18 protein-coding genes, 1 tRNA gene and 3 pseudogenes are annotated in these 26,207 nt (G+C 56.6%); 10 read left to right on the top strand and 12 right to left on the bottom strand.

The genetic code is table 11. The annotated features are described in order from the left end of the window. Positions 1–738: 738 nt before the first annotated feature. The 3 genes from MLPF_RS12670 (at position 739) to MLPF_RS16540 (ending at position 2,534) form a co-directional block, all read left to right on the top strand. Complete coding sequence (locus MLPF_RS12670) at positions 739–972, top strand: hypothetical protein (protein ID WP_236685219.1); 234 nt, start codon at positions 739–741, stop codon at positions 970–972. Further along, on the top strand, positions 969–1,628 hold the full coding sequence (locus MLPF_RS12675) for an enoyl-CoA hydratase-related protein (RefSeq protein ID WP_045843872.1): 660 nt from the start codon (positions 969–971) through the stop codon (positions 1,626–1,628). The genes MLPF_RS12670 and MLPF_RS12675 overlap by 4 nt, the downstream gene beginning before the upstream one ends. A gap of 561 nt (positions 1,629–2,189) precedes the next feature. Continuing rightward, positions 2,190–2,534: a hypothetical protein gene (locus tag MLPF_RS16540; protein WP_045843874.1), complete on the top strand. Its 345-nt coding sequence runs from the start codon at positions 2,190–2,192 to the stop codon at positions 2,532–2,534. A 545-nt stretch (positions 2,535–3,079) separates the two neighbouring features. Here the strand turns inward: MLPF_RS16540 and MLPF_RS12685 are convergent. Continuing rightward, complete coding sequence (locus MLPF_RS12685) at positions 3,080–3,238, bottom strand: hypothetical protein (protein ID WP_156147296.1); 159 nt, start codon at positions 3,236–3,238, stop codon at positions 3,080–3,082. 1,694 nt (positions 3,239–4,932) lie between these two features. On the opposite strand from MLPF_RS12685, the pseudogene MLPF_RS12690 reads away from it, so the two are divergent. From MLPF_RS12690 to MLPF_RS12705, 4 genes and pseudogenes are all read left to right on the top strand, one after another. After that, positions 4,933–5,355: pseudogene (locus MLPF_RS12690) on the top strand ((2Fe-2S)-binding protein). 178 nt (positions 5,356–5,533) lie between these two features. Beyond that, positions 5,534–6,040, top strand: coding sequence for a hypothetical protein (locus MLPF_RS12695; RefSeq protein WP_156147298.1), 507 nt, complete (start codon positions 5,534–5,536; stop codon positions 6,038–6,040). A 2,230-nt stretch (positions 6,041–8,270) separates the two neighbouring features. Further along, a complete protein-coding gene (locus MLPF_RS12700) occupies positions 8,271–10,919 on the top strand; it encodes a (Fe-S)-binding protein (RefSeq protein WP_045843879.1) in 2,649 nt (882 codons plus the stop codon). A 32-nt stretch (positions 10,920–10,951) separates the two neighbouring features. Continuing rightward, positions 10,952–12,241: a pyridoxal phosphate-dependent aminotransferase gene (locus MLPF_RS12705; RefSeq protein ID WP_045843880.1), complete on the top strand. Its 1,290-nt coding sequence runs from the start codon at positions 10,952–10,954 to the stop codon at positions 12,239–12,241. Positions 12,242–12,396: 155 nt separating this feature from the next. On the opposite strand, the gene rfbA is transcribed toward MLPF_RS12705, so the two are convergent. The 4 genes and pseudogenes from rfbA to dcd form a co-directional block, all read right to left on the bottom strand. Continuing rightward, positions 12,397–13,263, bottom strand: coding sequence for a glucose-1-phosphate thymidylyltransferase RfbA (gene rfbA, locus MLPF_RS12710; RefSeq protein ID WP_045843881.1), 867 nt, complete (start codon positions 13,261–13,263; stop codon positions 12,397–12,399). A 29-nt stretch (positions 13,264–13,292) separates the two neighbouring features. Next, a pseudogene (locus MLPF_RS12715) lies at positions 13,293–13,689 on the bottom strand (nuclear transport factor 2 family protein). A 1,392-nt stretch (positions 13,690–15,081) separates the two neighbouring features. Continuing rightward, entirely contained in the window at positions 15,082–15,546 is a 465-nt protein-coding gene (locus MLPF_RS12720; protein ID WP_050039374.1) for a hypothetical protein, read from the bottom strand. 387 nt (positions 15,547–15,933) lie between these two features. Further along, positions 15,934–16,506 carry a dCTP deaminase gene (dcd, locus tag MLPF_RS12725; RefSeq protein WP_045843886.1) on the bottom strand — a complete coding sequence of 191 codons (573 nt, stop codon included), beginning with the start codon at positions 16,504–16,506 and terminating at the stop codon, positions 15,934–15,936. An 834-nt stretch (positions 16,507–17,340) separates the two neighbouring features. Between dcd and MLPF_RS12730 the strand changes: the two genes are divergently transcribed. Further along, positions 17,341–17,414, top strand: a tRNA-Gly gene (locus MLPF_RS12730). Between the two features lie 909 nt (positions 17,415–18,323). Here the strand turns inward: MLPF_RS12730 and MLPF_RS12735 are convergent. The 4 genes and pseudogenes from MLPF_RS12735 to MLPF_RS12750 form a co-directional block, all read right to left on the bottom strand. Further along, on the bottom strand, positions 18,324–18,533 hold the full coding sequence (locus MLPF_RS12735; RefSeq protein ID WP_156147297.1) for a hypothetical protein: 210 nt from the start codon (positions 18,531–18,533) through the stop codon (positions 18,324–18,326). A 1,200-nt stretch (positions 18,534–19,733) separates the two neighbouring features. Next, the gene (locus MLPF_RS12740; RefSeq protein ID WP_156147023.1) at positions 19,734–19,877 is read right to left on the bottom strand and encodes a hypothetical protein; all 144 of its coding nucleotides are present in this window, start codon (positions 19,875–19,877) and stop codon (positions 19,734–19,736) included. 192 nt (positions 19,878–20,069) lie between these two features. Continuing rightward, positions 20,070–20,267, bottom strand: a complete 198-nt coding sequence (locus tag MLPF_RS12745) for a hypothetical protein (protein WP_156147182.1) — start codon at positions 20,265–20,267, stop codon at positions 20,070–20,072. Positions 20,268–21,288: 1,021 nt separating this feature from the next. Beyond that, positions 21,289–22,148 (bottom strand): annotated as a pseudogene (locus MLPF_RS12750) (glycoside hydrolase family 16 protein). Positions 22,149–22,895: 747 nt separating this feature from the next. On the opposite strand from MLPF_RS12750, the gene MLPF_RS17960 reads away from it, so the two are divergent. Beyond that, positions 22,896–23,003, top strand: a complete 108-nt coding sequence (locus MLPF_RS17960) for a DUF3060 domain-containing protein (RefSeq protein ID WP_420329660.1) — start codon at positions 22,896–22,898, stop codon at positions 23,001–23,003. Positions 23,004–23,049: 46 nt separating this feature from the next. Here MLPF_RS17960 and MLPF_RS12760 read toward each other — a convergent pair whose 3' ends face one another. Beyond that, entirely contained in the window at positions 23,050–23,436 is a 387-nt protein-coding gene (locus MLPF_RS12760; protein WP_045843887.1) for a hypothetical protein, read from the bottom strand. A gap of 238 nt (positions 23,437–23,674) precedes the next feature. Between MLPF_RS12760 and MLPF_RS12765 the strand changes: the two genes are divergently transcribed. Then, positions 23,675–23,848 carry a hypothetical protein gene (locus MLPF_RS12765; RefSeq protein ID WP_156147299.1) on the top strand — a complete coding sequence of 58 codons (174 nt, stop codon included), beginning with the start codon at positions 23,675–23,677 and terminating at the stop codon, positions 23,846–23,848. A 7-nt stretch (positions 23,849–23,855) separates the two neighbouring features. Here the strand turns inward: MLPF_RS12765 and MLPF_RS12770 are convergent, their stop codons facing one another. Then, the gene (locus MLPF_RS12770) at positions 23,856–24,188 is read right to left on the bottom strand and encodes a DUF7159 family protein (RefSeq protein WP_045843888.1); all 333 of its coding nucleotides are present in this window, start codon (positions 24,186–24,188) and stop codon (positions 23,856–23,858) included. A gap of 1,080 nt (positions 24,189–25,268) precedes the next feature. Next, a complete protein-coding gene (locus MLPF_RS12775) occupies positions 25,269–25,622 on the bottom strand; it encodes a hypothetical protein (protein ID WP_050039376.1) in 354 nt (117 codons plus the stop codon). Between the last annotated feature and the right edge of the window lie 585 nt (positions 25,623–26,207).

The following is a 26,207-nucleotide window of genomic DNA, read 5'->3' on the forward strand; positions in this document are numbered from 1 at the left end:
TAGCACCGCAAGGGCTCACCGACATGGACCACTGTTCCTATCGAAGGTTGAGCTGGCGACCGCACTCGCAGGTCAACTGACGAGGATTTCGTTGAAGGCCGTTGTCGGTGGCGGGCACCAACTTCGCGGAAATACTATATCATTATTGCATAATTATTATTGCATACGCCATCATTTCCCAGAAGAGCACATCGGACCGCTGCTCGACGGCTAAAAAGCCCAGAAACTATTCCTTGTCACAGTAGGCAGGTTGGCGGCGTCAATAATGCACAGATCTTAGAACAGTTACTCTGCTACCGTGAGGGGCTATGCCCTGTCCTCGTGTGCATGACCCAGTTCGGTTCCTGGATACCGCCGAGTCGTTGTCTGTCGCGTCCAGGCCGGCCCGTGGTGACCATCTGTGCGATCAGTACAGCGATTGGCGTTTTTAATGATTCCGTCTATAACATATCGTCTACACATATGTTCGCGTAGCGTGCGGCGCTGATGGGCTGAGTATGGCTGCGGGCGGGACACCGATTCTTGAAGACGCAAACCACATTAGTTGATCAGGCCCTGTCAACATCGGAACGTCGGGCCGGAGTCGAAGCTGTGGTCACTGCCGCCGATGCACCGGTCGTCTTTGCCGAACAGTATCCAGACTCCCCCCGGCTGATGCTGACGGTGCAGCGGAGAAGAACTACTCAACTCGTTCCTGCCCAACGAGATCGAAATTGAACTCGGGAAAAGCTTTACGCATTGCTGATCGGTGTGCTGACGCGACTCGCGGTGGCCGTCTGGGACCGCAAAGACACCGGTGCCGTCGACACGATCGCGAAATGCCTCATCGATCTGCCGACAGCGGTCCTGCTGCGCCGTGACCGGCTGGGTAACAAGACGGTACGAAAGCATCTCCATGCAGCGGTGCGCGCGGTTCTCGAAGTCGGACCACCACAGCAAAGTAACCTACAACAGAAAGGAAGAACCGCATGACCATCGCTGTGCACTATGACGAAAAGATCGCCATCCTCGAACTTGGTGATGACGAAAACCGTGTCACATCTGTCTTTCTTGAAGAAATCAACTCCTGCCTCGACGAAATCACAGCCAGCGGTGCCAACGGCTTGGTGACGACGGCACTCGGCAAATTCTATTCCAACGGGCTAGACCTGGACTGGTTTTCCGCGCACGGTGACCAGACTCAGTGGTATGTCGGCCGGGTCCAGGGCCTCCTGGCTCGCCTCCTCACGCTGCCTATACCTACTGCAGCGGCCGTCGTTGGTCACGCGTTCGGCGTCGGGGCAATGTTGGCCATGGCGCACGATTTTCGGGTTATGCGTGCGGACCGCGGCTATTTCTGCTTTCCTGAAGTAGATATCCGAATTCCATTTACGCCCGGCATGACCGCACTGATACAAGCCAAACTTGCTCCCCAGGCAGCAATTGCATCAATGATCACCGGGCGCCGGTTCGGCGGCGGCGAAGCCGCCCGCCTCGGAATTGTCGACAATACGGCGGCCGAGGATGCCGTGACCGCCGTGGCGATCGACATGCTTCATCCACTCGGCGGCAAGGATCCAGGAACGCTGGGCGTCATCAAACAGACCATGTTCGGTCACGCCGCGGCTGCTCTTACTGCCAATGCCTAAGAGCTGAAAGCGGGTTGACATTACGCTGGTTCGTCCTGCGGCTGGTCGATATTATTTCATCCGGTGGCAAGGTTGTAACAATCGACCATCTCGACGTCAGGCGGGCTGCTCAGATATGCCGGCGCACAATGACGACGGGGTGTCCGGCTGATCGCGACAGTAGGTGCAGGGAAGCCAGCTGCGGGATGCCAGCACGCAATCACCGCGGGACCGACGTCGGGAGTGTTGACGACATGCAACACCACGTAGTCAGCCTGTACCCGATCGGCTTGCTACAAAAAGCCACTGCGGCATGCCTATGATGGGTGACACCCGGTGGAACCGACAGGTCGGCTGCCCCTAAAAACGATAACGACGTTGGCGCAGCCACCGTCTCACAGCACCGAAACCACGACATTCAACGAAGCATCAACCAGCACTTTTGGGGTTGTCATACCCGGCGGCTCGGCAAGGAAGAAGTCGACGTTGCGTCAACGATAGCCGACGGTAACGTAACTCTACCAATAGAGACGTTGGTTTTCACACTGTGCGACAACAGGATGGGCAATTATACCTCAAGGCGTGCAGGGCGGCCCCGGCATCACCGGCGTCCCGGTAGGCTGGTACCCGTATCCAATGCCTATGAAGACGTCTGTGCTGACCGACCGCGGCAGCTTCGTCGACGACATCAAGCGAACTGCCATGTTGCACGCCTGCTGTGTGCGTATTCCCATCGCCCGTGCCCGGATCAACAGCATCGGCGCGTCGACAGCGCTGGCACTACCCGGCGTGCAAGCGGTCTTCACCGCGGTCGACCTCAGCCCGAACGTAAAGGACGAAATGGTGGGCACAGACGTCCCCGACACCCCACCGCCGGTGTTGGCCGAAGGGAGGCGAAGTTCGGCGGTGACCTGGCTGCGCCTATAGCAGCCGAGAACGTGCTCGAACTAGTCGACGTGGACTACGAACCACTGTCGGCAGTCACCGACTTCACCCGCACATAGTCCTGCGACATGCTGGCTCATTACAGTTACTTCAACAACATTGTAGGCAGGACGGCTGGAGCACCGCCAGACTAGGAAATCCTTGCGACGTCAGCATAATGTGTCGTCACAACAAACATATATCAACGATCTGTGCACCTGTACCGACCGAGACCCACGGCTTGGTGATCGAATCGAATGGTCGGCCGTATCCGAAGAACCTATCCTCAGGACGCATATCCAGACACCGCATGAGTTGCGGGCTTTCTTGTGCGCGGCTGATCGAAAGTGACAACAGAACGTGTTCGGGCCATCATGCGCGATACCGGAGGCTTCAGCTGGAAGGTCATCCCTATGCGCTAGGATTTGTGCATCATGTTGGCCGCATGCAAGTGCCAGCGGCGTTGAAGTAGATCGAGCACGAGCGCAAGAACCTCATGTCGGCAGAGCAAGCCTGACATGTCAAAGGCACACCCGAATGGCATGCGATTATGACAGCACATCGAATGCGGTACCGATCACCGCTGCCGTCTCCGAGGCCCGGATTGCCACGTAGCTCCGATCGATACGTTCGAGCAGGCCGTGAAAATCCTTGACCACGAGCGGTCCCGCAAGAAGCAGCAGTATGCGCTCGCGCAGGGCCGCCACTTCAGCCTGGAGTGCGCGACGTATATCGAACCAATCGGGGCAGCCCCAACGGGCTCGATGACTGCCGGAGCTAGCAAGGAGTCCTGTACTAGGCGGCGGGGAAAAGATCGTTAAGCTGGCCGCACACCACCTCAAGGTGACCGAATCCGAGGTCGAGCTTACGCACTCAAGCGCAGCTGGGCAGGGCGACCCTCAAAGGCAGGGACCTTCGGTCAACTGGCCGACCAGGTATATTGCCAGCCTAATCAGCGGCCGCCGGGCATGTCGCCTGCACTGGAGGCGACCACCCGTTACGTCGCGTAAGATTCCCATCGTATAGGCCAATGCCACACACGTATGCACCTGATAAATAGACGTGGCACCAAGAAAAGGCACACTGTTGTGCTACATCTTCAGCGAAAACGTGGGCCCATGATCAACACGACAATCGTGTATAGCCGGATAGCCGGTGGGACAACGCAAAGCATGGGTGATGCGTTGCTGGAAAACCTCTCCTGCTACGACGAGGGCAACCCACTGGGCTATCCACATTCGTCGACTATATGCTGCTAACGGCAACCGAAGTCCCGCTTATCGAATTCGGCCACGTCGAGACACCCGGCCCTGACCCGACGATCGAATCACCGTCGGCGTCAAGGCGAAACCATCGCTTCGGTGCCGGAGATGATCAACGCGATCAACGACACTGGATGTGATAATCACCCGGCTTCCGGGCACCCCGGCTGCCATCACCGCATTGCTGAGCGAGCGGCACCGGTGCAACCCGCGTCATTAGCCTACTACCGGACCGACACCATCGATCAGGGTTGATCTGCTTGCTCAACTTGGTTAAGACGTTTAGGTTTTGTCCGGCGGTCAGAATCTGCTGTCTAAACATTGTTTACACGGCTCGCGTATATTGACCATATTATCGCCATTTCCTGGCTAAGCGAGCTACAAGACATTGAACTCCGTAGCAACGAGTTGATATCGGCGACTAAACCGCCTATATCAAAGTGTAGGACGATACACAAATCCGGCAAGCTACTACGCCGATGACCTGGCAGATGGGTACATCAGGAACGTCCATAATACGCAACAGAGGAACCCTGGGCGGTTCGATCACACCCACACACACCCGGGGACACCGGCCAGCGAATACCCGGCGCTCACGGTGACATTGGATGGGATAGTCAAATACTGTAGCAGCGGGGGACGGCGCTAGATCACTTTCGCGGTCTTGTTCACCAAGTTGTGGGAAACCTTGGTCGCGTAAGACAACAATGATAACCGAAGTGCGTTTTCCTTTATATGGCAAAATATCTTTATTTTCATATAGACGAAATTCTATTGATGAAAAGTGGGTTTCGCTATCGCCGGAGCGGTGGAATCCATCGAGCTCGATAGCTATTGACCGCGTATCGAGCTACGCGATAAGGCTTGCTAAGATTGGGCTGTACACCTCCACCTACAGCAGGACATGGAAACGGCAATCGTCGAAAGATTGGTCGAAGAGCTAGGACTCAAGGATGGCAGCCAAGCTACAATAATGGAACTTTACGACATTACGACCGACTTCCACAGGTCGTGCGCCATACCCCACCCAGGTAGGAGCCTCCATGACGGCCCGGTCTTGGGCTGACGCCGTTGAAGAAGCAATCGCGAGGGCAACCAATGCATGAACAACCAGCCCAACGGCACCTCCGTTATGGCCATTGTACGAACCACGCCTGATGCTGGCGAACTTGCTGCGGGAGCAGTGCGGCCTCACCAGCACTCATCTCGGCTGCGAACACTGTACTGTCGGACGGCGATACCGTGCGGTCGTTACTGTTGTTTGCGATGCAAGTGGACAGCATAGGGGTGCCAATAATCGAGGGCATCGCGGCGAATGGCGGCACCTTGTCAGCGATGCAGTCAGCACTGCGGGAATGGCCATAGCCTGCAATGCAGCTTCTGCACTCCGGGCCTTGTAATGTCACTGACCGCATTGCTGCGTGACCATCCTGCTCCTACCGACGACCAGATACACGCCGGTCTATCCGGGAACTTTCTGCCAGTACACCGATTACCAAGGCATCCTAGCTACAGCTCATCGCGCTACTGAGATGGCGGCTGGGGTCGTGCAGCAGCTGTAACACTTTGTCATCGTTACCATTCCAAAAAGACGTCACTGCAGTAACTTGCATAACCTCATGGGTAATCTGACTTGCGGTATCTCAAAATTTCGGGGAGTGGCGCGTGGAGTTTTCGCCAAAGACACGGCGGAGTCTGGCCGGTGGCTCCCTGCTGCTCACCCCCTTGCTAACCAGTCCTATGCTAATCGACAGCTGCAGCTCCATCATCGAGGGCAAACCGGTCGCCACGCCGGGAACAGGACCAACTGGACTGTCCTTCCCAACACCCAGGTCGACGCCACCGAACACCAGCCCTCACGCGACCCCACCCAGCGCACCGGTGAGTCCGACCGCGCCAGCTGGCGCGATCCCACTTCCGCCCGACCAGAACGGTTACGTCTTTATCGAAACCAAGTCCGGAGTAACGCGTTGCCAGATAAGCACCACCAATGTCGGGTGCGAGGCACCCTTCACCCACTCCCCTATACAGGACGGTGAGCACGTCAACGGCGTCAACATCACCGCGAACGGATCCGTGCAGTGGGTGCTGGGCAACCTCGGCGCTATCCCAACCGTCACCATCGACTACAAGATCTACTACGCGCAAGGGTGGACGATCGACTCGACCACGGATGGCACCCGGTTCACGAACAATCGCACCGGACATGGCATGTTCGTCAGCATCGACAAGGTCGACACGTTCTAAGCACACGCCGGGGGCGCATAGTGCGGCTCGGGATCACAGCGGCATTTGCATATTACCACAATACAGCGGGCATCACGCAGCGGCAGTTGACAGTTGGTGTCAGTGTCATCGTGCCATAGCACGCTACAGCCCAACGGAAGATTTCAATAGCCAACGGACTCAGTACGCAAACGTTGGCCGGTCCGGATACCCGGCCATTCGGACCGCCCCCAACGCCGCTCAATTCCTCCTGGCCAATTCGAGTTGCCCGGAACTTTGGTACCAAGAAACCGAACCCCACCTCGCGGTTACCGCAAGCCGGCGGTATTCGCAGACTGGGCCCTGCTGGTCCTGATCGCGCTGATCGTCTACGGCATCATCGAGCTCTGAGTGCGTGACTGTGCCGAAGGCACCAGCAACACCCCGTTGATCACCAGCAAACAAAAACACCGGGGTGCCCGCATATGAGGAAGTTGCTCGGATTGTCGATCAGAGTGGCTAACCCGGTTGCGTCCCAGGTGAGCAACGCGCCGGTTTAACCGCAGATACATTTTGACACTGTTAGATCACAGTCCAGTTTTAAAGTCTTTCTACCAGAGAAAAAGTCGAGCATGACAGAACCCCTCTTGGTGTTGCCGGGATTTGTCGAACGGATCGGAGACCAGACTCCGTTGGTAGCTGTCAACGAGACGAAGTACCCGTGAAAGCGGAGACGATAGTAACCGCTGGACGTGATGGCGCGCACGGCCGTCCACGGTACGCCGGTCACTTATTGCGATCCCCACCTATTGGCCCGACAGTCAGTTCGCAGCGCTACATGAGGCGTTGGTGGCGGTAGCGACCCGTTTCCGGTCTTCTTCCATGGAGAGCTCTGCCGCTTAGGTCGCATTCGCAATGCTGTTCGCCAAAAAGAAATTCCCGAAGGACGGCGTTGTCGCTTTGTGTGGCGTTAGCATTAACGTCACTTTAGTGAACGTGAGGTCGAATGCCGGATCCAACTGGCCGTAGATCGGCCACTCAGTCCACAACGCCAAGTTCTCCGGTGAACGCGATAGATCAGCTCGTCCTGACTTAGCTTCGAGCGGGCCGCATCGATGTCAACACCACCAATCTCGCCGGCACCGCAAGCATGAGTTCGCTGACCAGCCTGCTCGTCGAATTTTGGCACTCCAAGGAAGAGTTTCTTAAACCTGATGGACCACAACATGTTCCAGTTATTTGTATAGAGCACCGCTATCTTGCTGTACTGCAAAAATTTTGAGAGACGTGTAACTGGTACACTGGACTTTTTAATCAGCACCATTGAAGAGACATTGCAGTACAACGGAATTCTGTGATTCAAACTGGAATCAGCCATGACCTTCGGAGAAGGAAGCACCTCGCTACTTATCGCACAAATATAGAAGCGCCCTCCGGGTACCCATCTTGACCACGCAGCAACCCGCTCTTAGCGCTGCCCGGTCGGCAGCAATCGTTATAGGGCTTGCCGACTATATATGTCGGCGGGATAGACATGCCCACCAACTTAGTCTCCCCGCTAAACAAGATTGAGTCCATCAGTATGGGGCGCCCAGACCGCTGGCAAAGACAAATCGGCCAGTTACCGATCCTTAGACTGGTCACAGGAAGCCGCTAGAGTAGACGATCCGGTGGCTTACACAAGATCGGACTTCGCTGACGAAATATATCTATGAGACAAAGTAGTTCGATTATACAGACGGACAACGCTATGCGGACGAAACAGCACTGCTGTCGTGGTACAAACTCACAGGTTCTGATATTTAGAGCGGGGGGCTGCGGGTGCAGTCATGTTGCTGGCGGTGAGCCTCGGCCACGGCAAAAACAAGCTTACCATTACCACGAACACCGAACCAGTACAGCATCGCCAACGTCGTGGACCATGAACATGCCGAACAACAGCCCTACCGTATAGGTGATCCCGCCGCCCGCCCAGTTGATATCAAGAGCCACAACCCCCAGCCAGGCCCACTACAACGACGACTACTGTCCCGCCGCCGGGAACACCAGGCAAGACCGGCCAAAATTCGATAAATCCATGGTCAAGTCAATAAGCACCGACATGAAGTTGTCACCATAATAAGCAACTTAGGGTTGCCTTTCTCGCACTGTAACCTGCACAGATGTCACTATTAGTAGGATAGAACAAGGAACAACATCGCGCCGCCTATTACGGAGATCGAATGGTTCGGCGCAGTAATTTCGAAATAACTATGCATGGGAGAAATCTTCTGTGACCACCCAGATGCTAATCAGAATGGTGCTAGGTCTTAGTATGACCACGGTCGTGCTGCTGTTCGCGGCGCGGCGAGTCTTGTGGCTATACAAGCTGACCATGTCCGGTCAACCGGCCAACGGGCGCACCAACGAGCTAGGCACCCGAATCTGGACGCAAATCACCGAGGTTTTCGGGCAACGAAAACTGTTGCAGTGGTCACTGCCAGGTTTGACGCACTTATTCACCATGTGGGGCTTCTTCATCTTACTTACGGTCTACATTGAGGCCTACGGTGTGCTATTCCAGCCTAATTTCCACCTCCCGATCATCGGCCGCTGGAACACGATAGGCTTCCTTCAGGACTTCTTTGCGCTGGCCGTACTGACTAGCACCATCGCGTTCGCGATTATTCGCATGCGCAGCAAGCCAAAAGAATACGGCCGCAAATCCCGCTTCTACGGATCCCATACCGGCGGCGCGTGGTTGATCTTGCTCATGATCTTCAACGTCATTTGGACGTATGCCGTTTTTCGTGGAGCATCGGTCGATGCACTCGGCGACGAATTCCCTTATGGTAGCGGTGCATTCTTCTCGCAAGCCATAGCCGCGATGCTGCATCCGTTGGGTCAGGGCGCCAACCAGATCATCGAAACCGTTGCGCTGTTGCTGCACATCGGCGTCATGCTGGCTTTCCTATTGATCGTGCTGCACTCCAAGCACCTGCACATCTTCCTAGCACCGATCAACGTAACGTTCAAACGGCTGCCCGACGGACTGGGCCCGTTGATGCCCATGGAATCGGGCGGCGAGCCAATCGACTTCGAGGATCCCAGCGAGGACGCTGTTTTCGGTTGCGGCAAAATCGAGGATTTCACTTGGAAAGCCATGCTCGATTTTGCCACCTGCACCGAGTGCGGGCGCTGCCAGTCGCAGTGTCCGGCCTGGAATACCGGCAAACCCCTGTCGCCCAAACTCGTAATCATGGACCTGCGCGACCACTGGATGGCCAAGGCACCCTACATCCTGGGGGAGAAAACAGCAGAAACGCTGGAGGGTCTCAACCTCGAGACGACCAAAGACAAGGGCCGCCATGTGCCGGAATCCGGATTCGGCCGAGTACCTGGACACGGGCCCGAACAGGCGACCCGTCCGTTGGTCGGCACTGCCGAACAAGGCGGAGTGATCGATCCCGACGTGCTGTGGTCCTGTGTCACCTGCGGCGCCTGTGTCGAGCAATGCCCGGTTGATATTGAGCACATAGACCACATCGTTGATATGCGTCGCTACCAAGTAATGATGGAGTCAGAGTTCCCCTCCGAGTTGTCCACGTTGTTCAAGAACCTGGAAACCAAGAGCAACCCATGGGGGCAAAACACCGAAGATCGGACCAACTGGATCGACGAGGTCGACTTCGACGTACCGGTCTACGGGGAGGACGTTGACAGCTTCGACGGCTACGAATACCTGTTCTGGGTCGGCTGTGCCGGCGCTTACGACGACAAAGCCAAGAAGACCACTAAAGCCGTCGCCGAACTGCTGGCCATCGCCGGGGTGAAGTACCTGGTTCTGGGCGCCGGTGAAACGTGCAACGGTGACTCGGCGCACCGTTCGGGCAACGAGTTCCTGTTCCAACAGCTGGCCGCCCAGGCTGTCGAGACCCTGGACGGGCTTTTTGAAGGTGTGAATAGCGTCGACCGCAAGATCGTCGTCACCTGCCCGCATTGCTTCAACACTATCGGCAAGGAATATCGACAACTGGGCGCCAACTACACTGTACTGCACCACACTCAGCTGCTCAACAGGCTGGTGCGCGACAAAAAACTGGTCCCGGTCACCCCGGTGTCCCAAGAAATTACCTACCACGACCCGTGCTATCTAGGCCGGCACAACAAGGTATACGAGGCCCCTCGTGAACTGGTCAGGGCCTCGAAAGCCAACCTCACCGAAATGCCACGGCACGCCGAGCGCAGCTTCTGCTGCGGCGCGGGAGGCGCGCGTATGTGGATGGAAGAGCACATCGGCAAGCGGATCAACCACGAACGCGTCGACGAGGCGCTGGCCACCAACGCCACCACGATCGCCACCGCGTGCCCGTTCTGTCGGGTAATGGTCACCGACGGTGTCAACGACCGGCAGGAAGAAGCTGGTCGCAGCGACGTCGAGGTGCTTGATGTGGCCCAGGTACTACTGAGCTCGCTCGACTACGACAAGGCGAAACTGCCGGCGAAGGGCACGGCCGTAGCAAAGATGATCAAAACTGCCGCGCCTGCCCCTACCGTAACCATCAAAGAACCCAATGAGGCGCCAGCGCCGAAGAAGGTCACACAGGCTGGGAGGTCAGCCGCACCTGCTAAGGGTATCAGGTTGGCCGTCGACGCCAAGCAGCCTGACGCCAAAAAAGCAACACCTCAAACCACACCAGCTAAAGCAGCCGGAGCACCGGCCGCTGCAGCACCCGTGAAAGGGCTTGGTATAGCTAGTGGTGCCAAACGACCCGGAGCGAAAAAGAACCCTGCCCAAGCCGAAATTCCAGTACCCGACGAGCCGAAATCGGAAGCAAAGCTGGAACCGCCTAGTCATACCGATGGCAACCCGACACCGCCAACCGAGCCCGTCAAAAGACTGAGCATCACACGGAGCGCACGGCCGCCGGGCAAGCACTGACTAAGTGCTTGACACTTATCAGCAAATTTTCAATGAATAGCGGTGGCACCATGGGTTACATGACTACTCACCAGCTGCCCATGCACACCCCTGGCTATCACCGGCAACGTGCCTTCTCGCAGTCGTCCAAGCTTCAGGACGTCCTCTACGAAATCCGTGGCCCAGTGAGCCAGCATGCCACACGACTAGAAACCGAAGGCCACCGCATTCTCAAACTCAATATCGGTAACCCAGCGCTGTTCGGGTTTGACGCGCCCGACGTAATCATGCGCGACATGATCCAGGCGTTGCCGTACGCGCAGGGGTATTCCGACTCCCAGGGCATCCTGACCGCACGTCGCGCGGTAGTTACCCGTTACGAGCTGGTCGACGGGTTCCCCCGATTCGACGTCGATGACGTTTATCTCGGCAACGGCGTCTCCGAGCTAATCACGATGACGCTGCAGGCCCTGTTAGACAATGGCGATCAGGTGCTGATCCCCTCGCCGGACTATCCGCTGTGGACGGCGTCGACCTCGCTGGCCGGTGGCACACCCGTGCATTACCTCTGCGACGAAACCCAAGGCTGGCAGCCAGATATCGCTGACGTGGAATCTAAGATCACCGAGCGCACCAAAGCACTGGTCGTGATCAACCCCAACAACCCTACCGGCGCCGTCTACAGCAACGAAATCCTTAGCCAAATAGTCGACCTGGCACGTAAGCATCAGCTTTTGCTGCTTGCCGACGAGATCTACGACAAAATTCTCTACGACGACACTAAGCACATCAGCGTGGCCTCAATTGCGCCTGATCTGCTGTGCTTGACCTTCAACGGTCTGTCGAAAGCTTACCGGGTCGCCGGGTACCGGTCCGGCTGGCTGGCAATCACCGGGCCCAAGGACCATGCCAGTAGCTTTATTGGGGGGATCAATCTATTGGCGAATATGCGGTTGTGCCCGAATGTTCCTGCGCAGCATGCGATCCAGGTAGCCCTCGGTGGCCATCAGAGCATCGAAGACTTGGTGCTTCCAGGCGGTCGGCTGCTCGAGCAGCGCGACGTCGCCTGGACCAAACTGAACGAGATCCCGGGAGTGTCATGCGTCAAACCCGCGGGTGCACTGTATGCCTTTCCGCGGCTAGACCCAGAAGTCTATGGCATCGTCGATGACGAGCAACTGGTCCTCGACCTGCTAATACAGGAGAAGATCCTGGTCACCCAGGGCAGCGGATTCAATTGGCCGGCGCCGGATCATCTGCGCTTGGTGACGCTGCCGTGGTCTCGTGACCTCGCTGCTGCGATCGACCGGCTGGGTAACTTCTTGATCAGTTACCGTCAATAAGTTGTTCAGCACCGCAGACCGAACACAGGGAGAAGTGCTGACCAGCGAGAGCGTGTTACCGAGTTGGTGTGCTCGGCGGTGGATGGCATGACGCTAGCTCTGTCAGTTCCGTCGACCACAGCAGTCGCCGCGGCGTTGGCTAACGCCTACCGAAATCAACGCCTTTCCAACAGTTCCGACAGGTAACAGCCATACCCCGACTTAGCCAAGCTGTGCGCGCGCAGAGCGAGCTGCTCATCGTTGATCCAACCCATCCGCCATGACACTTCCTCGGGAATGCTAATCTTCAAACCCTGCCGACGTTCCAACGTGCGGACGAAGTCGCTAGCATCCAGCAGTGAATCGAAAGTTCCCGTGTCAAGCCATGCCGTCCCGCGAGCCAACACCTCGACCGCCAGCCGGCCTTGGTTGAGGTAGATCTGATTAACTTCGGTGATCTCATACTCACCTCGCGCGGATTTGGTTAAGCCCCTGGCAATCTCGACCACGTCGTTATCATAGAAATACAAACCCGGCACCGCGTACTGAGATTTTGGCGTGGCGGGTTTCTCCTCTAACGATAACGCCATGCCACTAGAGTCCAGTTCGACGATACCATAGGCCGAAGGATTAGCCACACAATAGGCGAAAATGACTCCTCCGCTGACATATTGGAAGCGTCTCAGGCTGGTACCCAGGCCGGGTCCATAGAAAATGTTGTCCCCCAGAACCAATGCCACTGTGTCGGCGCCGATGTGATTGGCACCAATGACGAATGCCTGCGCCAGACCGTCAGGATGATCCTGTGTCGCGTAGCTGATGTTGACGCCAAATTGCTTGCCGTCGCCTAAGAGTCGCTGAAACCCAGGCGCGTCGTGCGCGGTGGTAATCACCAAGATTTCTCGGATGCCGGCCATCATAAGCGTGGACAGCGGATAATAGATCATCGGTTTGTCGTAAACCGGCAACAACTGCTTGCTGATGCCCATCGTGATTGGGTATAGCCGTGTACCCGAGCCGCCGGCCAAGATAATCCCCCGCATAGGTGGCTCCTAACACTTCTTATCGACCGCTACTTGACGAAATCAGTTTCAGTGAGACCGGCGCTTCTAGCGCCGATACCAAGTCCTCGGGCCGGAACACCGACGTTACATGGCCGTAGACCACCCGAAAGGCCAATGTGGCGGCTGTAACGGCGCCTGAGTCTTCCAGACTGCGGATTTTCTATTCAACGACCACAACACCATGGCGCACGTACATACAGCCCAGCTCCACCGTGGTCTTGACGGACATAGCCCACCAACGCGGCACTGGCACTCGATGCCACAAGCTACTGCCGACGTCGATATCATCACTGGACAAGGCCACCAGGATCTCGAAGTGGCGGCATTGAGGAAATTGTACCACGACAAACAGTGGGCGATCTCCGATATGCTCGTGGTCTGCAAACTACCGTGTGAGCTTAGCATTCGACATCGTAGGACGAGGCTGAAACGGTATACGGTACAGCCGATTTTGCCACACGGCATCGTCGCCGTACTCTCGATACCGGAAAGCGGCAACAAGACATTCAGGGCACCATCCCGGTAGCAGCAGTTCGGTGGCGCCACCGCGTAGCGCCACGGCACCCTAGCCGTGCTAGTACGACCAGTAGACGGCATCGTCGAGATCCAGTTGCGGCCTGCATCTTCGACGTTGTGGGGGATCGAAGAAGTGGTAAAGTCGCTCCCGAACGATTTACGCGGCCCAGCGGTCACCGCAGCCGACGTGGCCGGATCCGTTATTTATAAGGTTCTAACCCGGCACGTAGGCAACGAGCTGGATTCGTCGGCATCACGGATATGGTTCGAAAAGGCGCGATTCGGCTCGAGAAATGCAGCCAGGTACCGGGGTTAGTCAGGTTACCCGACGGTAATAACCGATTCGCTGCCGCGACAGGCCGCTGGAGTTACCCAGCATCAGCGGACAACTGTTTTGTAGTTTTCGGTTTGGTCTGCAGAAGGTGTGGTTTCGTGGTTAGGCCATGAGATGAAACAAAAGATGATAATGTATGCATAATTGTTTGTGTGCCGGCGCTCAGCGTACCATTGTCGTAGTCGGCGCAATGTCCGGTGTCGCGTTGCTAAGCGCTGATCCGGCAAGTGCTGCCGATTCGGGTCTAGTTTAATAAACGATTGGGTTATTGGGGCCTGGACGGTTCGAACGAGAGCCCAGCGACGATGATCAACGCCTGCATTAGGTCGAAACCCAGCTCTAGGTTTTCAACTCTGTCGGTAAGATCGAGAACGTGGCCCCGGAGTGCGTAAGCATCAGTACCCCGTCAAATACTACCGCGGTGGTTCTGTCGAACCGTCCAGACCGATGCACCGAACACACGGTGGAATGCTCAGTCTAGCGACAGGGTCACCGAGTACCCTCGGTCCCTGCCTCAAAGTCAATGGCATCGTGACACACCCTGGGACTCCGGTAATCGCCTACCAACGCATAACCAACGTAGCTGACGGACAGTGGGACAATGTTCCGCTACGCACCGGGTGAACGCGCCTTCCATGCCGGCCGCGGCGCTGAACACAACCACACCCCGCGTCTTTAGGGCCGTACCGCGCCGCGCTTACATACCCGCCCCAACCTGCCCGCTACCAACGGGGTGACGTCTAGGGCAATTACGGCTAGCGGCGATCACCCGGGCCCGCACGTGGTCGGCTAAATCGACGAGGTGGAGGTCACTATGACTCCAGCCACTCAGTAAGCACCAAGACCGTATCCACGTCTCGGAGGCCTGAACCACGTAAACCATCGGTGCAGTTCAGCGTGAGGCATTGGCGACGCGCGTTGTCCAGGGCTTTGAGGTCATCCCACATTCATCGCACCACCGTTGAACTGCAGCCGACCGAGACATTGAGTGCGGACAAGTCGGTCATATGGTCACATCCGGGTTGAGAAGCCGAGTCGAATACGGCAACCTTGGTTTCTAGCTGGTCACCAGCGTATGCGGTGCTGATCAGCTTAACCATCAAAGTACAATACCACATATCGACGCTGTCCACTTCACACAGGAACGCCCACACCTGATTGGCTCTCAGCTTTCCGGCGCATGCCATAAAGGTGCAGATGTCCTTGGGCAGACAACCACCGCAGAAACCCAAACTCGCATTAAGACATTGACGTCCAATCCGCGAGTCGTATCCGAACACGCCGACTAGCAGGGTGAAGCCGACATAGGCGACTTCGTACACCTCAGAGACTACTTTGATGCACGAAATCTTGTTTGCCAGAAACACATTAGCAGATACCTTGACCGACGCCGCGGTCTGCAGGTCAGTCACCAAAATAGCACACCCGCTTCACGATGATAGCCGGGCTGGCAACACTGCACACCTGCTTATTCGTAGACATCAACGATGGAGTCATCGGAGGTCTCGACGACAGCCAAATTCGCTTTCGTAATTTATTGTCCTGCCAGCAGCCGCGACCAGGAACGGCCGATACCAGCAAGGCGTTCTAAACGTTTGTAGGTGGCCAGCGCATCACGCAGCATAGCCGGCCGCAACCTGATCGGGCGCGCTGGCGGTGTCGAAGTCGGCGGCAACCTCGAACACACTATCTAACGACTCTTCCAAAAAATTTTACGAGCCAACCGCAGTCTGGGCGGAGGAAAACCACGCAACAACACAGACTATTGCCTGGAAGGCTGTGCTGCGGTCCGGAAGAAGCTAAGTAGTTTTTATGAAATTCTCGTAGCTTCGGGATGGGGTCGGCCCCCGTTGACCCTGGTATTTTGACCCCATGCTATCACTACCGTACGGATGTTCCGCCGGGCTGGTCAAGCGCAAAATGCACAGCTGACCGATCTTCATGCCCGGCCACAGGGTGATCGGCAAATTGGCAACATTAGACAGTTCGAGCGTGATGTGGCCATAGAAGCCAGGATCAATGAAGCCCGCCGTCGAGTGCGTCAACAGGCCCAGCCGCCCCAGCGATGATTTGCCTTCCAGCCGTCCTGCCAAGTGCTCGGGCAGGGTGAAGAACTCCAACGTTGAGCCAAGCACAAATCCACCCGGGTGCAGTACAAACGGTTCCCCGTCAACCAGTTCGACCAGGCTCGTCAGTTCATCCTGCTGCTGTGCGGGGTCGATGTGAGTGTACCGGGTGTTGTTGAACACGCGGAACATGCAGTCAAGACGAACATCAATGCTGGACGGCTGCACCAAAGTGTCGTCGAACGGGTCGATGCCAAACCGGCCGGCGGTAATTTCGGCCCTGAGGTCACGATCGGAGAGCAGCACCCGCTGAGCGTATCTGCCACCGATTGCATTCAATTAGCGTTACCGGCTTTACCCTGTTAGCAGCGGTCGTTTTCCTGACCCGTTAGGTACCCTACCCCGGTAGCGACGACATAGATGTACCTCATAGTTGCCGACCCCCGTCACATGCGTGCCACCGGCATGTGTAATGTGCACCACACCCAGTCACATCTCGCATCCAAATCAGATTGCGGTGTCGAGCACGAAAGCGACGATTGCGTTTCCCGGCGTGATATCCGCGGCAGCGTCGGGGTTGGGAATCGCCATATCGATCGCAAAGCCCCCGAACGCCATCTCAACGAACCCGTTCGCACACAACCGATTTCATTTACCACAAAGAAAGCCACGCCGATGGCGCCGCAACCAAGATTGTCATCACTTGTAGGTCCTGCTCCGGTGTGAGCCTAACAGGCAAAAACGAGCGCGATTGGCAATCAGCCATTTCGATGTCCGAGCGTACCCGCCCGCATCGAAACCCTAGCCACCACGCAAAACACGGCGGCTAGGGGTCAGGACCGCAGTCAACACCAGTGACGACTTTCGTCGGTTCCTCAGAATTTTATGGCAAATCACGGATAGCATCTTCCGAGATAACGGACGAATAAACAATCTCCGTTAAAATCTGGTAGCTACCCGCCTACCAGGAAAAACGGGTTAATCGGATCGCGCCAGAAAAACTTCCCGCACTTTCACGTCGGTGCGGTGGCATTGCAACGTCGACGCCAGAAACGCGGCGTCCTGAAGTCACGCTCGGTGAGCAGTAGGGAGCCTATCAGGCTAGCTCGGCAGCAGATGCTAGCCTTTCGAGGCAACCGCGCCGATGTAGTTCAATGGCAGAACATCAGCTTCCCAAGCTGAATACGCGGGTTCGATTCCCGTCATCGGCTCCATGCGTGACCAACGCGATAATTTTCGAATGTTTGTTCGGTAAGAGGCCTCGCACCCAGCCATGCGGCACATGCAAACTGCCCGGCTTGTGAATACACTCCTGCGCGCAACATAATCCCCAAATCGCTTACTGCCCCCCCGACAGTCAGATCACGACACCACTCACACTGTCATACGACGTCTTTATTTCGTTCCCTTCAACATTAAGCGACGTGGTGAATTGAGTGGCACTGGTGATACCATGCTCGATTACCGATGTAGTCGAACAGTTCGAAATTGACGGCGACTTGGGTCGATAACGCTGGACCGACTGTGTACTGCTATTAAACCAGACAAGCCACAAAAGTGCCAATATAGAAGCCCGGCAAATGGTCTACAGACTCCGACATGACTGTCAGCTGGGAAAGCTCGGAACCCGACATGCCTGGGAATTCCTGCCGGGCGCCCACGCCAGCGCCGATTGCTAGGGTAATCGCTTCATCGAGTTTCGAGTGCATTGGGTTCTACGTGGTCCGGCATGTTCACGATGGAATCTGTTACATCTGTACTCAGGTTGGCCCAGTGGACCGCCGAATATTAGACCATTGCGCGCCCACCCGAAAACCCCTTACTAAGGCACTCACGCGCCGCTCACCTGACATTACGTCCATATCCAGCTTTCTGAACAAAGACTAACGACATCCAACGATTTACTGTCGTGGAACCTTGAAGTGCTAATAATCGATGTTGCGGCTTGGCCACCCGCCTGCAAAGATACAGCAAGCCTAGCACAGTAGCTAGCCGACGACGACAAAGTCGATACCGTCTATAACTAAGTTTTGTTCGCTTTTGTGCCACACAACGACACAGCGCGCTGCACATGTCTTCAGAATAACAGGCAATAACAACGCACGAGAAGCAATTGTTACGACCTATCCTGCGACCGAGACGATCTGCTTGATCCCCCGCGTTGACGGTGAGAGTGTCTTCATGACGATACCAAGGCCAACAACACGCTGATCCAGCCCTACTTGAGCCCAGGTGCCGGATATCACCGAGGTTATCCAGCTCAGCACAACCAAGACGTCAAAGGTGGCCGCGACGCCGCACTGCCGAACAGTGCACAGGACCACGCGTTGCATGCGCTCCACAACTCTGGTCTGTTAGAAGCCCGGCTTAGTGTTCAGGAGCGGCACCGCGCTGCGCAATTTAGAGCTGAAAACGCCAGCCACTTCATCGACCGACCTCGATTTCGCCGTACCTGACGATGAGATGAACCTAACCAATCTGCATACTCCCAATGGCACCGAGATCGACGGCTGCACTTTAGCGATCATAAATTTCGATGACGACGATCGTCGAAGCCGACCTCAGGGTCGACACCCCCTTCAGTCGACCCCAACTCGACGCTAAGGTCGAGGCCGTTCGCCACGCACTGAGCTTGGATCCCGAGACTCAAAACCGGTGTTCCTGCCAATTCACAGCAGGTACGACTTCAACCTTGCTACCCACAACCCTTGGTGCGAGTCGAAGAAGCTTGCCGAGAAGCTCGCTCGTTGCCGCTGAGTGTCCCTCGCACGCGACCTCGATGACCTGCTTTGGTTCGCATAAACCCCAGGAGCGCTTGATGAGATGCTCACCCAGCGACTGTAAGTGCTCACAGTCTACCTCGACGCGGTAGTCGACGACCGTGACACCAAACCCCGTGAGCCCGAAAGATGTCCTTAGGCAGCGCAATGGTGCCAACTGCCGTCAAAAGGATATCGGCTATCTCACTAAACCTGTTTGGCTCAACGAATAGATGGCCACCATCCGCAGCCGCTACACCTTCATCGTCCAACTCGACGCTCACGAACGGGGTCGAGCCGACTGCAACGAGCGGGATCTCTACGAAGTGAACAAGGCATTGGGATCAATTTAGCGCCATACACGATCAAATCGTGGAACCAACGGTCTGATGCTTCAGCCTCTTCAGGAGAGCGCTAGCGTCACGACAAACCCCGTCCGTGATCACGTTAGATGTCCCCTGAATCGACCTCCCAGACCTGAACACACGGGTTCGATTCCCGTCACCAGCTCCATGCCTAGTAAGAAAAACCCATGATGCGTTAGAAGACGCATTCCCCGGTGGTTCGGGTCATATTGAGCACCAGAGAGCGCCGTGCCGACACGGTCACTGGCGAGGTGATAAGCTCACCTGACACAAACTATAACAAAGATTACTTTCATAGCAGAGAGACTAGGCCTGATGCCCCACCCAGCATTTTGATCCCGGCATCATCGGTGAACACGGTGATGTGGATGGGCCATCGCCCCGTCCCTGGCGTGCCCGAACCAGGATATCAGTATTTAGCCACCCCACCGGACACCACCAACCCAATCCACGCCCGCGTCACTTGCCCCACCAGCACACACGACGCCCTCGTCAACCACTCCAGCCGACCCCGATCACCAACGCGCAACTCCAAGGCGGCAACCACATACACCACCCACTTACCTCAACCAACCAAACGTACCCACCCAATAACACACACCACTAGCTCTCCTCTCATACCAACCGGAAGACACCAGAACCATCGAGTTCACCCACGAGGAAGCGTTTGCGGTGGTCACGCTACGATGCACAGCGCAAGAAAAACGCGCTGTGCACGCATCTGGAGGACAAGCTGATACGCGCACTACGTGGCGGCGTGGGTTAATCCAACCGAGCCGTAGTTGTCATCGGCATCCCGCCCTTCTCTGGAGGCATCACCCAGCTCACCTGGATGCTCGGCATCAGAGGAGCCCGCGAACCGATATTGCGCAGCAAGCGATTTGACATACGACAGGACGAAAAGTGGGGCACCCTCACCGCGATCACCGTGCCTGGCGAACATGTGAAGCAGACAACGGCCATCGCGCGCGAATTCGACGTACATTCGCCGTTGTCACCGAGCATTACCAATGCCGGTGTAGCCGCTAATAGATACGTATGTAGTCGATGAGCACGGACTGCGAGAATACCCAAGGCGGATTAGCCGGTACCCACATCACCGACCACCAGCGTGAACATAGGAGTCATCCAAATAGCCCGGATTATTGAACAGCCAACGTATGCCATCGAGATTGTCGTACACCTATATAAGTCTGTTGGGAAAATTGAGGCATGGTTTTGCGACATCGACATAGTTCCACCAGAATTTGAAATCTCCTCCATTCCAACACACATTCGCCAGGTGTACCAGTCGCTGTCGATCAAAACGGGAATCGGTTTCCCCTTCCCGGATTTTCCTATTCTGTGCAACGTGGACCGTGGTGCACGACATCCACTGGCCCCTGCCATATCACTCGCAAGATCGACCTCGCCGGCTGGCAGGGGATCTAATTTACACGTCAGAAAAAGGACGCAGGCCGGGGGACAAAAAGTCCAGCTTTTATACGCTTTCCCAGGTTTAGTTGATCATGTTGCGCAAGTTGCCACACAGTTTAGCACCGTATTAGATGCCACCCTCGTTGAATGGCGCAGAGAAAGAGGTTGGGAATTGTCATCGATGAACACGCTTCGGCGATCGTAGCGGTATATCCTCGCGATCGGCGGGAACACATCGTCCTGCCAGCTCTGCACAGCCCACTTGGCTGGACAGGTCCGTCAACCTCCGGGCTAGCCGCTGGCGGTGACACTTGATCGCCTGGTGCAGACCGGCAGTAACTGGCCGTTCCCCCGGCCTACGAGACACAAACGGTGACTGCCATCATGCCGATCCCCCCCATTGTCAACAAAACGCTACAACAATCCAATTCAAAATACCACTAATCGTTAGAAAAAACCAGTGCCTTCGTCTTAGCGAGTTTCCCCAGACAACTTTCACAAAGAATGCTATGAAATCACGCATCGGTTTAGCAAATATCTTTTGCGGCCTAAGAGACCTGCACCCAGCCGACACGCATTTCTGCTGGATAAGCACCACGCACGGGGTCGCCACCACCTGAACCAACAACAGCAAGATTTAAGACCGGAAACATCGTATACTCGGGGCCATTGAATGCCCCCTGTCGGATGGAGTCGTTGATATTTTCGATGGCAGGCACTGAAACACTGAAGTAGGGCTCCATGCCGTTTGCATAATCCAGCCAGAAGTACATGCCGGTTATATGCCAGGTGACTCACCAGTTATGCAACGCGTTGTCCACCACAATCGGATGCGTCTCAAACGCTGTGCCCTCGGAGTTTGCGTGGACAGTAGTTCCCGACGGTCATTATTATCCGTTACCGTACCACTCCATGAGACCGACTTCTCCGCTGCGACTAGGGTCATCATTGGACAACCACCAACCAGGCCAGCAACCGCTGGTAAAGCAGTTGAGTTTTATTCGTGCCTACCAAGTGGTCCCGATGGCTCCTCGCCAGGTACCACTGACTAGGCCACCGAAGTAGCCGTTGCGGTCTCTTCTGGCGCGCAGAACGAGATTGGAATTGCCTTCAAGGAAGGCGTTTTGGCGACTGTAACGGTACTGCCCACAAAAACCCGAGTCTTGCAAACCCGACCGGGTTCCCGATCAGCGTGCGGTGGTTTGACACAATCCCCTTCGACCGGTCCGGCGATGAGCCCGCTGGACCGTCAAACTCGTCGTGAAACAGGAATCCTCCGAACTGGGCCGTGGGCGCGGCAAGAGGTAGGTACAGTGGGGAAGCTTCTGCTTTCGGCATCGGTACAGCGACAGCGGGCGCAACCCAACCCTGCCATCAGCATCACGCGGAGACGATCCATTTCTGTCATAAGCCAAGGAACATAGCAGCCGGCGAGCAGCTGCCCTGAGATCAACCGGCGCAGCAATCTAAGCTTCCGTCAATTCGGTTGAACAAATCAGGTACGTCATTGAAACTACCGAACTGCCGAAACCCTCCAAAAGCACCGAAAGCTCCCCAGGAAATGACGCATTCGGCGCGATCCTGTGTGGCAACATCGGTGCATGGAACCCCAGGATGATCCGTGAAGGTCGGATCCGGGAGCTGGAGCGCCTGCTTGGCCGACTAGGAGCACTCATCCGGCCAGGGAGGCACGCAGCCACCGCACAGTTACAGCTACATACTCGCCACCGGTTCCTACGCCGCCGTCTTACGATTACGACGGCCCGTTTTCCGGGACCTGTCGCCGAAACCGCGCACGGGCATTCCCCTGTGGTGGACCAGGGGGACGTTGTGTGTTGTGTATCGTGCTAACTGCCGTTGGTGACATCGCCACATTAAGCCCTCACCGACTAGCCCACGGCCGCCTCGTCGTTTTGTCCCTTACCCCAAGCTCTCCCGTAGTGCCAATTCACCGAGGACGATCGCAGAAGCCCGGGCCCAGCAGCAAATCGGCCCCAAACGCCCAGCGGTGGACCATCGACACCACTGACGACCGTCTTACATCAGCATCTCCGGCGTCAATCAGAGCAAAACGATCGTCTGCAACAACAGCATTGTGAGCGGCAGCGGAGTTTCCAATACCGTCATTATAACCGGCCATCGTGCCAGCTTCACCATGTCCGGCGTGAAAAACTCAGTCACCGTCGACTCAGTCGACATCATCGAGGCGCCCTGCTTCAACAACCAGGTCACTTACCGCTCTGACTCACCTAGCATCAACTAAGTCCGACGACTCGAACGCCATCCAACAGAGCTGGCTGCGACTACGACTACTGCGTCGACTCTTCGCGATCGTCGAGCACACTAACCGCGAGGCCGTACGGCAAAAAGCGCACTTTGCGCTTCGGATCAACGTTGTTCTTGTTCGCCCGCAGAGCATCGAGTTCGGTTGCATAAACCTGTTCGACCCGGGCGCCACCGTTAGCATCCACGGTGTAGATGGCCCACACACCGTCACCGGCCTCGCCGGCGGTTTCCGGCACGGGACGCGCACGCCGCGACAAGTCCTCGAAGATCGCCGACCATGCCGTCCGAACACCTGGGCCACCGACAAACCGGCTAATCCGCTCAACGGCATCGCGCAGTCCCTCGCTGCCCTCCCTGATCAGTCGATCGAAGTCGTCGGGATCAAACCCGAATGCACCGTACTCGCCCACCCGACCTCCTTGCCGTTGGTAGCTGGACACTGCCCAGTGTGCGCTTTGCCGAAGTCATCCGCCACGTACCGTAGCCCAACGCTTACGGAGCCGGCTCTGGCGATGAGGGCGGGTCGCCGGTGGATAGCATGGAATCGAGATACCTACAAACGGGACGTGCAGGTATAACATCATGACCGGAGCGAACTGTTGAATCTCGACAGGCGGTTACGGTGGAGAAGGCACTGCAACCGGCGGGGTGGTAACCAGGACAGGCCAAGACGACACCCGACGAGGTGTCGCAGGCGGCATGTTCACCATGGTTGGGGGCGAAGCCGGGGCAGAGCTGGGAGCAGGCAACGGCGACGACAGCAGGATGGGCGACGCCCGAATCGCAGGAGTAACGACGCCGGTGCGAGAGCTGGGCCACTGAGCGAGTGTTAAACAACGATGAAATCACCACCAGCGACCACACGGATGGCCGCTATCCCCGCCACCGCACTACCGGCTAGTATGAGGGTCCCACGTCTCTGCACGGTCTGGTCGTCATACAGAGCACTGTAGGGCCAGAAGATTTTACCCGTATCAGCATGTGCGCAAACGTCGAGGTCCGTCGGACTCAGCACACGGGGGTTAACTTCGCCGGTGCACTGTCCAGCACAACAAGCCAGGGAGTCAGTCGAAGCCGCGAATAGCGGCGCGTTCGTCAACGCTAGAGCAGCCCCGCGGGCCAGCGCCATCTCCGGTTCCTCAGGGACGCCGACCTCGAGCAAAGCTCACGCTTAGAGTCCAGGCATGGGTGCGATGACGTCGGTCCCGCAGCCGATAAGTAATTACACCGTCCGGCCGCGAGGTGGGTTCGGCGCCAGCCGGCTTAGGCGCACCGAACGCCGCCGGCAACATCAACGACAGCCAACATCGCGTTGTCTGGCTTTAACAAATAACATGGCGATGAGCTGGTAACCGATCCCAGCGCCAACCGTCTGCGCAATACTGCGGCAGCGAATAACGGGGCGACTATGAAGTCGCCGAATCCCCACCGGCAGCTAGCTGGAACGTGTACTGCTCGACGGTGACGCCCTCGACATTCTCTCCCTCGATCAACACCAAGGAGACCGGCCGTGAGTACCATGGACTACCCCAAGGAAGATGTTCATTGGTCATCCGAATTTCCAAGGGACAGCAAACGCCGCCTAGCTGCTAGCCACGGTTTGAGCGGACTGAAGCACCACGCGGTAAGCCATCAATCAGTTGGCAGGTTTATCAAATTTTGGCCAGCATAACGAGGCATCATAACGCCAATCCGCCATCAGCCTGGGCCGTGCTGGGGGTAAAGCGTGCAGCCGGGCACCGACCCAATCACCTGATCAAGCTAAGTTGGCTTAGATACTCGCCGGTACCTAGAACAGGTTCGGTAGATTGCCGTCAACCGGATGCGGCGGAATCCAGGTGGCGGTATGAACGGCACGTGCAACCACTGAGTCGTCATCACCACAGTGAGGGTTGTCGTAGCCGGAGGCGGCGAGATGGTCGTGGTCGGCGTCATCATGGTGGTGGTCGACAGCTTAAGTCGTTGGTACGACGGGTGCCTTGGTCACCACCAATGACGCTGTTGTCACAACCACCTGGGGTGGAGGCGGTGTCACAGCACTGCTTAGCAGCAGCATAGTAACGCTTGGGACCGGCGCGAAGGTCAACGATGGGGGACCGGAATCGGTGCCACCGAACGGGTCAGCAGTGTCGGCCGGGGTGCGACGGCGGGCACCGCCGGAGCTCCGGGCTTCTGTATACACGCCAACGTGTATGTCACACCCCGATCGCGATCATTGCCACCAAGGCGCACAGCACGATGATCAGCTGTGAACCTGGAAGCGCCGCCAGGACTGTCCTAGGGCGGCTCGATCACGTTTAGCCGTACTGACCCCAACCTGCCGGATCGGCTTCGTAGAACGCATCGCTGCCAAACCGCTCTGATAAATCCCCAGGTATTCGGCCTGCGACCATGCCAACTGGCGCTTGGTCAAGGCATCAGCGTCAACCACCAACACCCCAGCGTCCAAGCCGGCCGGTAGTTCGATCACGCCGCTACCGGAAGCCACCGCGGACAGGCCGACGGATGTCCGCGTCCGTATGTCCAGCTCTTCTTCGCTTAAGGCTAGCAACAAAGCACCGCAGGCAGCTGCGAACACGGGCTGCGACATGGTCATGACCGGTCTGCGGCTGAGCACCGCTAAACGTTCATTGACAAGCGTGGTGCTAGCAAGCCGCCGACGGCGACTACCGCCTCATAAGTCTGTCCAACTCTTGCACTGACGCACCAACATGTCGTCGACATGCGTAGATGACTCCGGTCGGTAGGTCCTGGATCAGATCTTCCAGCTCGTCACGAGTCAGCTTATGCTGCAACGCCATTAACCAAAATCGGCAGCCAATTCTGTAACAGTGTCGGTAAATAACAACTCTTTAGCAGCTTGACGTTATCCACCCGAACGGGATCGACCGAAAGCTCATTGGAGACCACAGAGTCACCACTCCGTAAAGCTACTCACGCACCAGCCAGAGTCGGTCATATTCGGATTTTATACTCGGAAACAGGGATTTTCGATGAATAGTGTTGATAAAGGGTCCACACAGCACGAAGATTCTCCGGAAGACGTCCATTAGATGAGGCAGCGAGGTTGGTGGGGATGATCGACAGCACCAGCGGGTCGTAGAAGGCTAGCCTTAGCTATAGCCGCGGTTAGATTGTAACCACACCGTTGTCCACCTAATTGGTATCTTGTTGATGCGAT

The organism is Mycobacterium lepromatosis, assembly GCF_000975265.2.
GTDB classification, from domain to species: Bacteria; Actinomycetota; Actinomycetes; order Mycobacteriales; family Mycobacteriaceae; genus Mycobacterium; species Mycobacterium lepromatosis.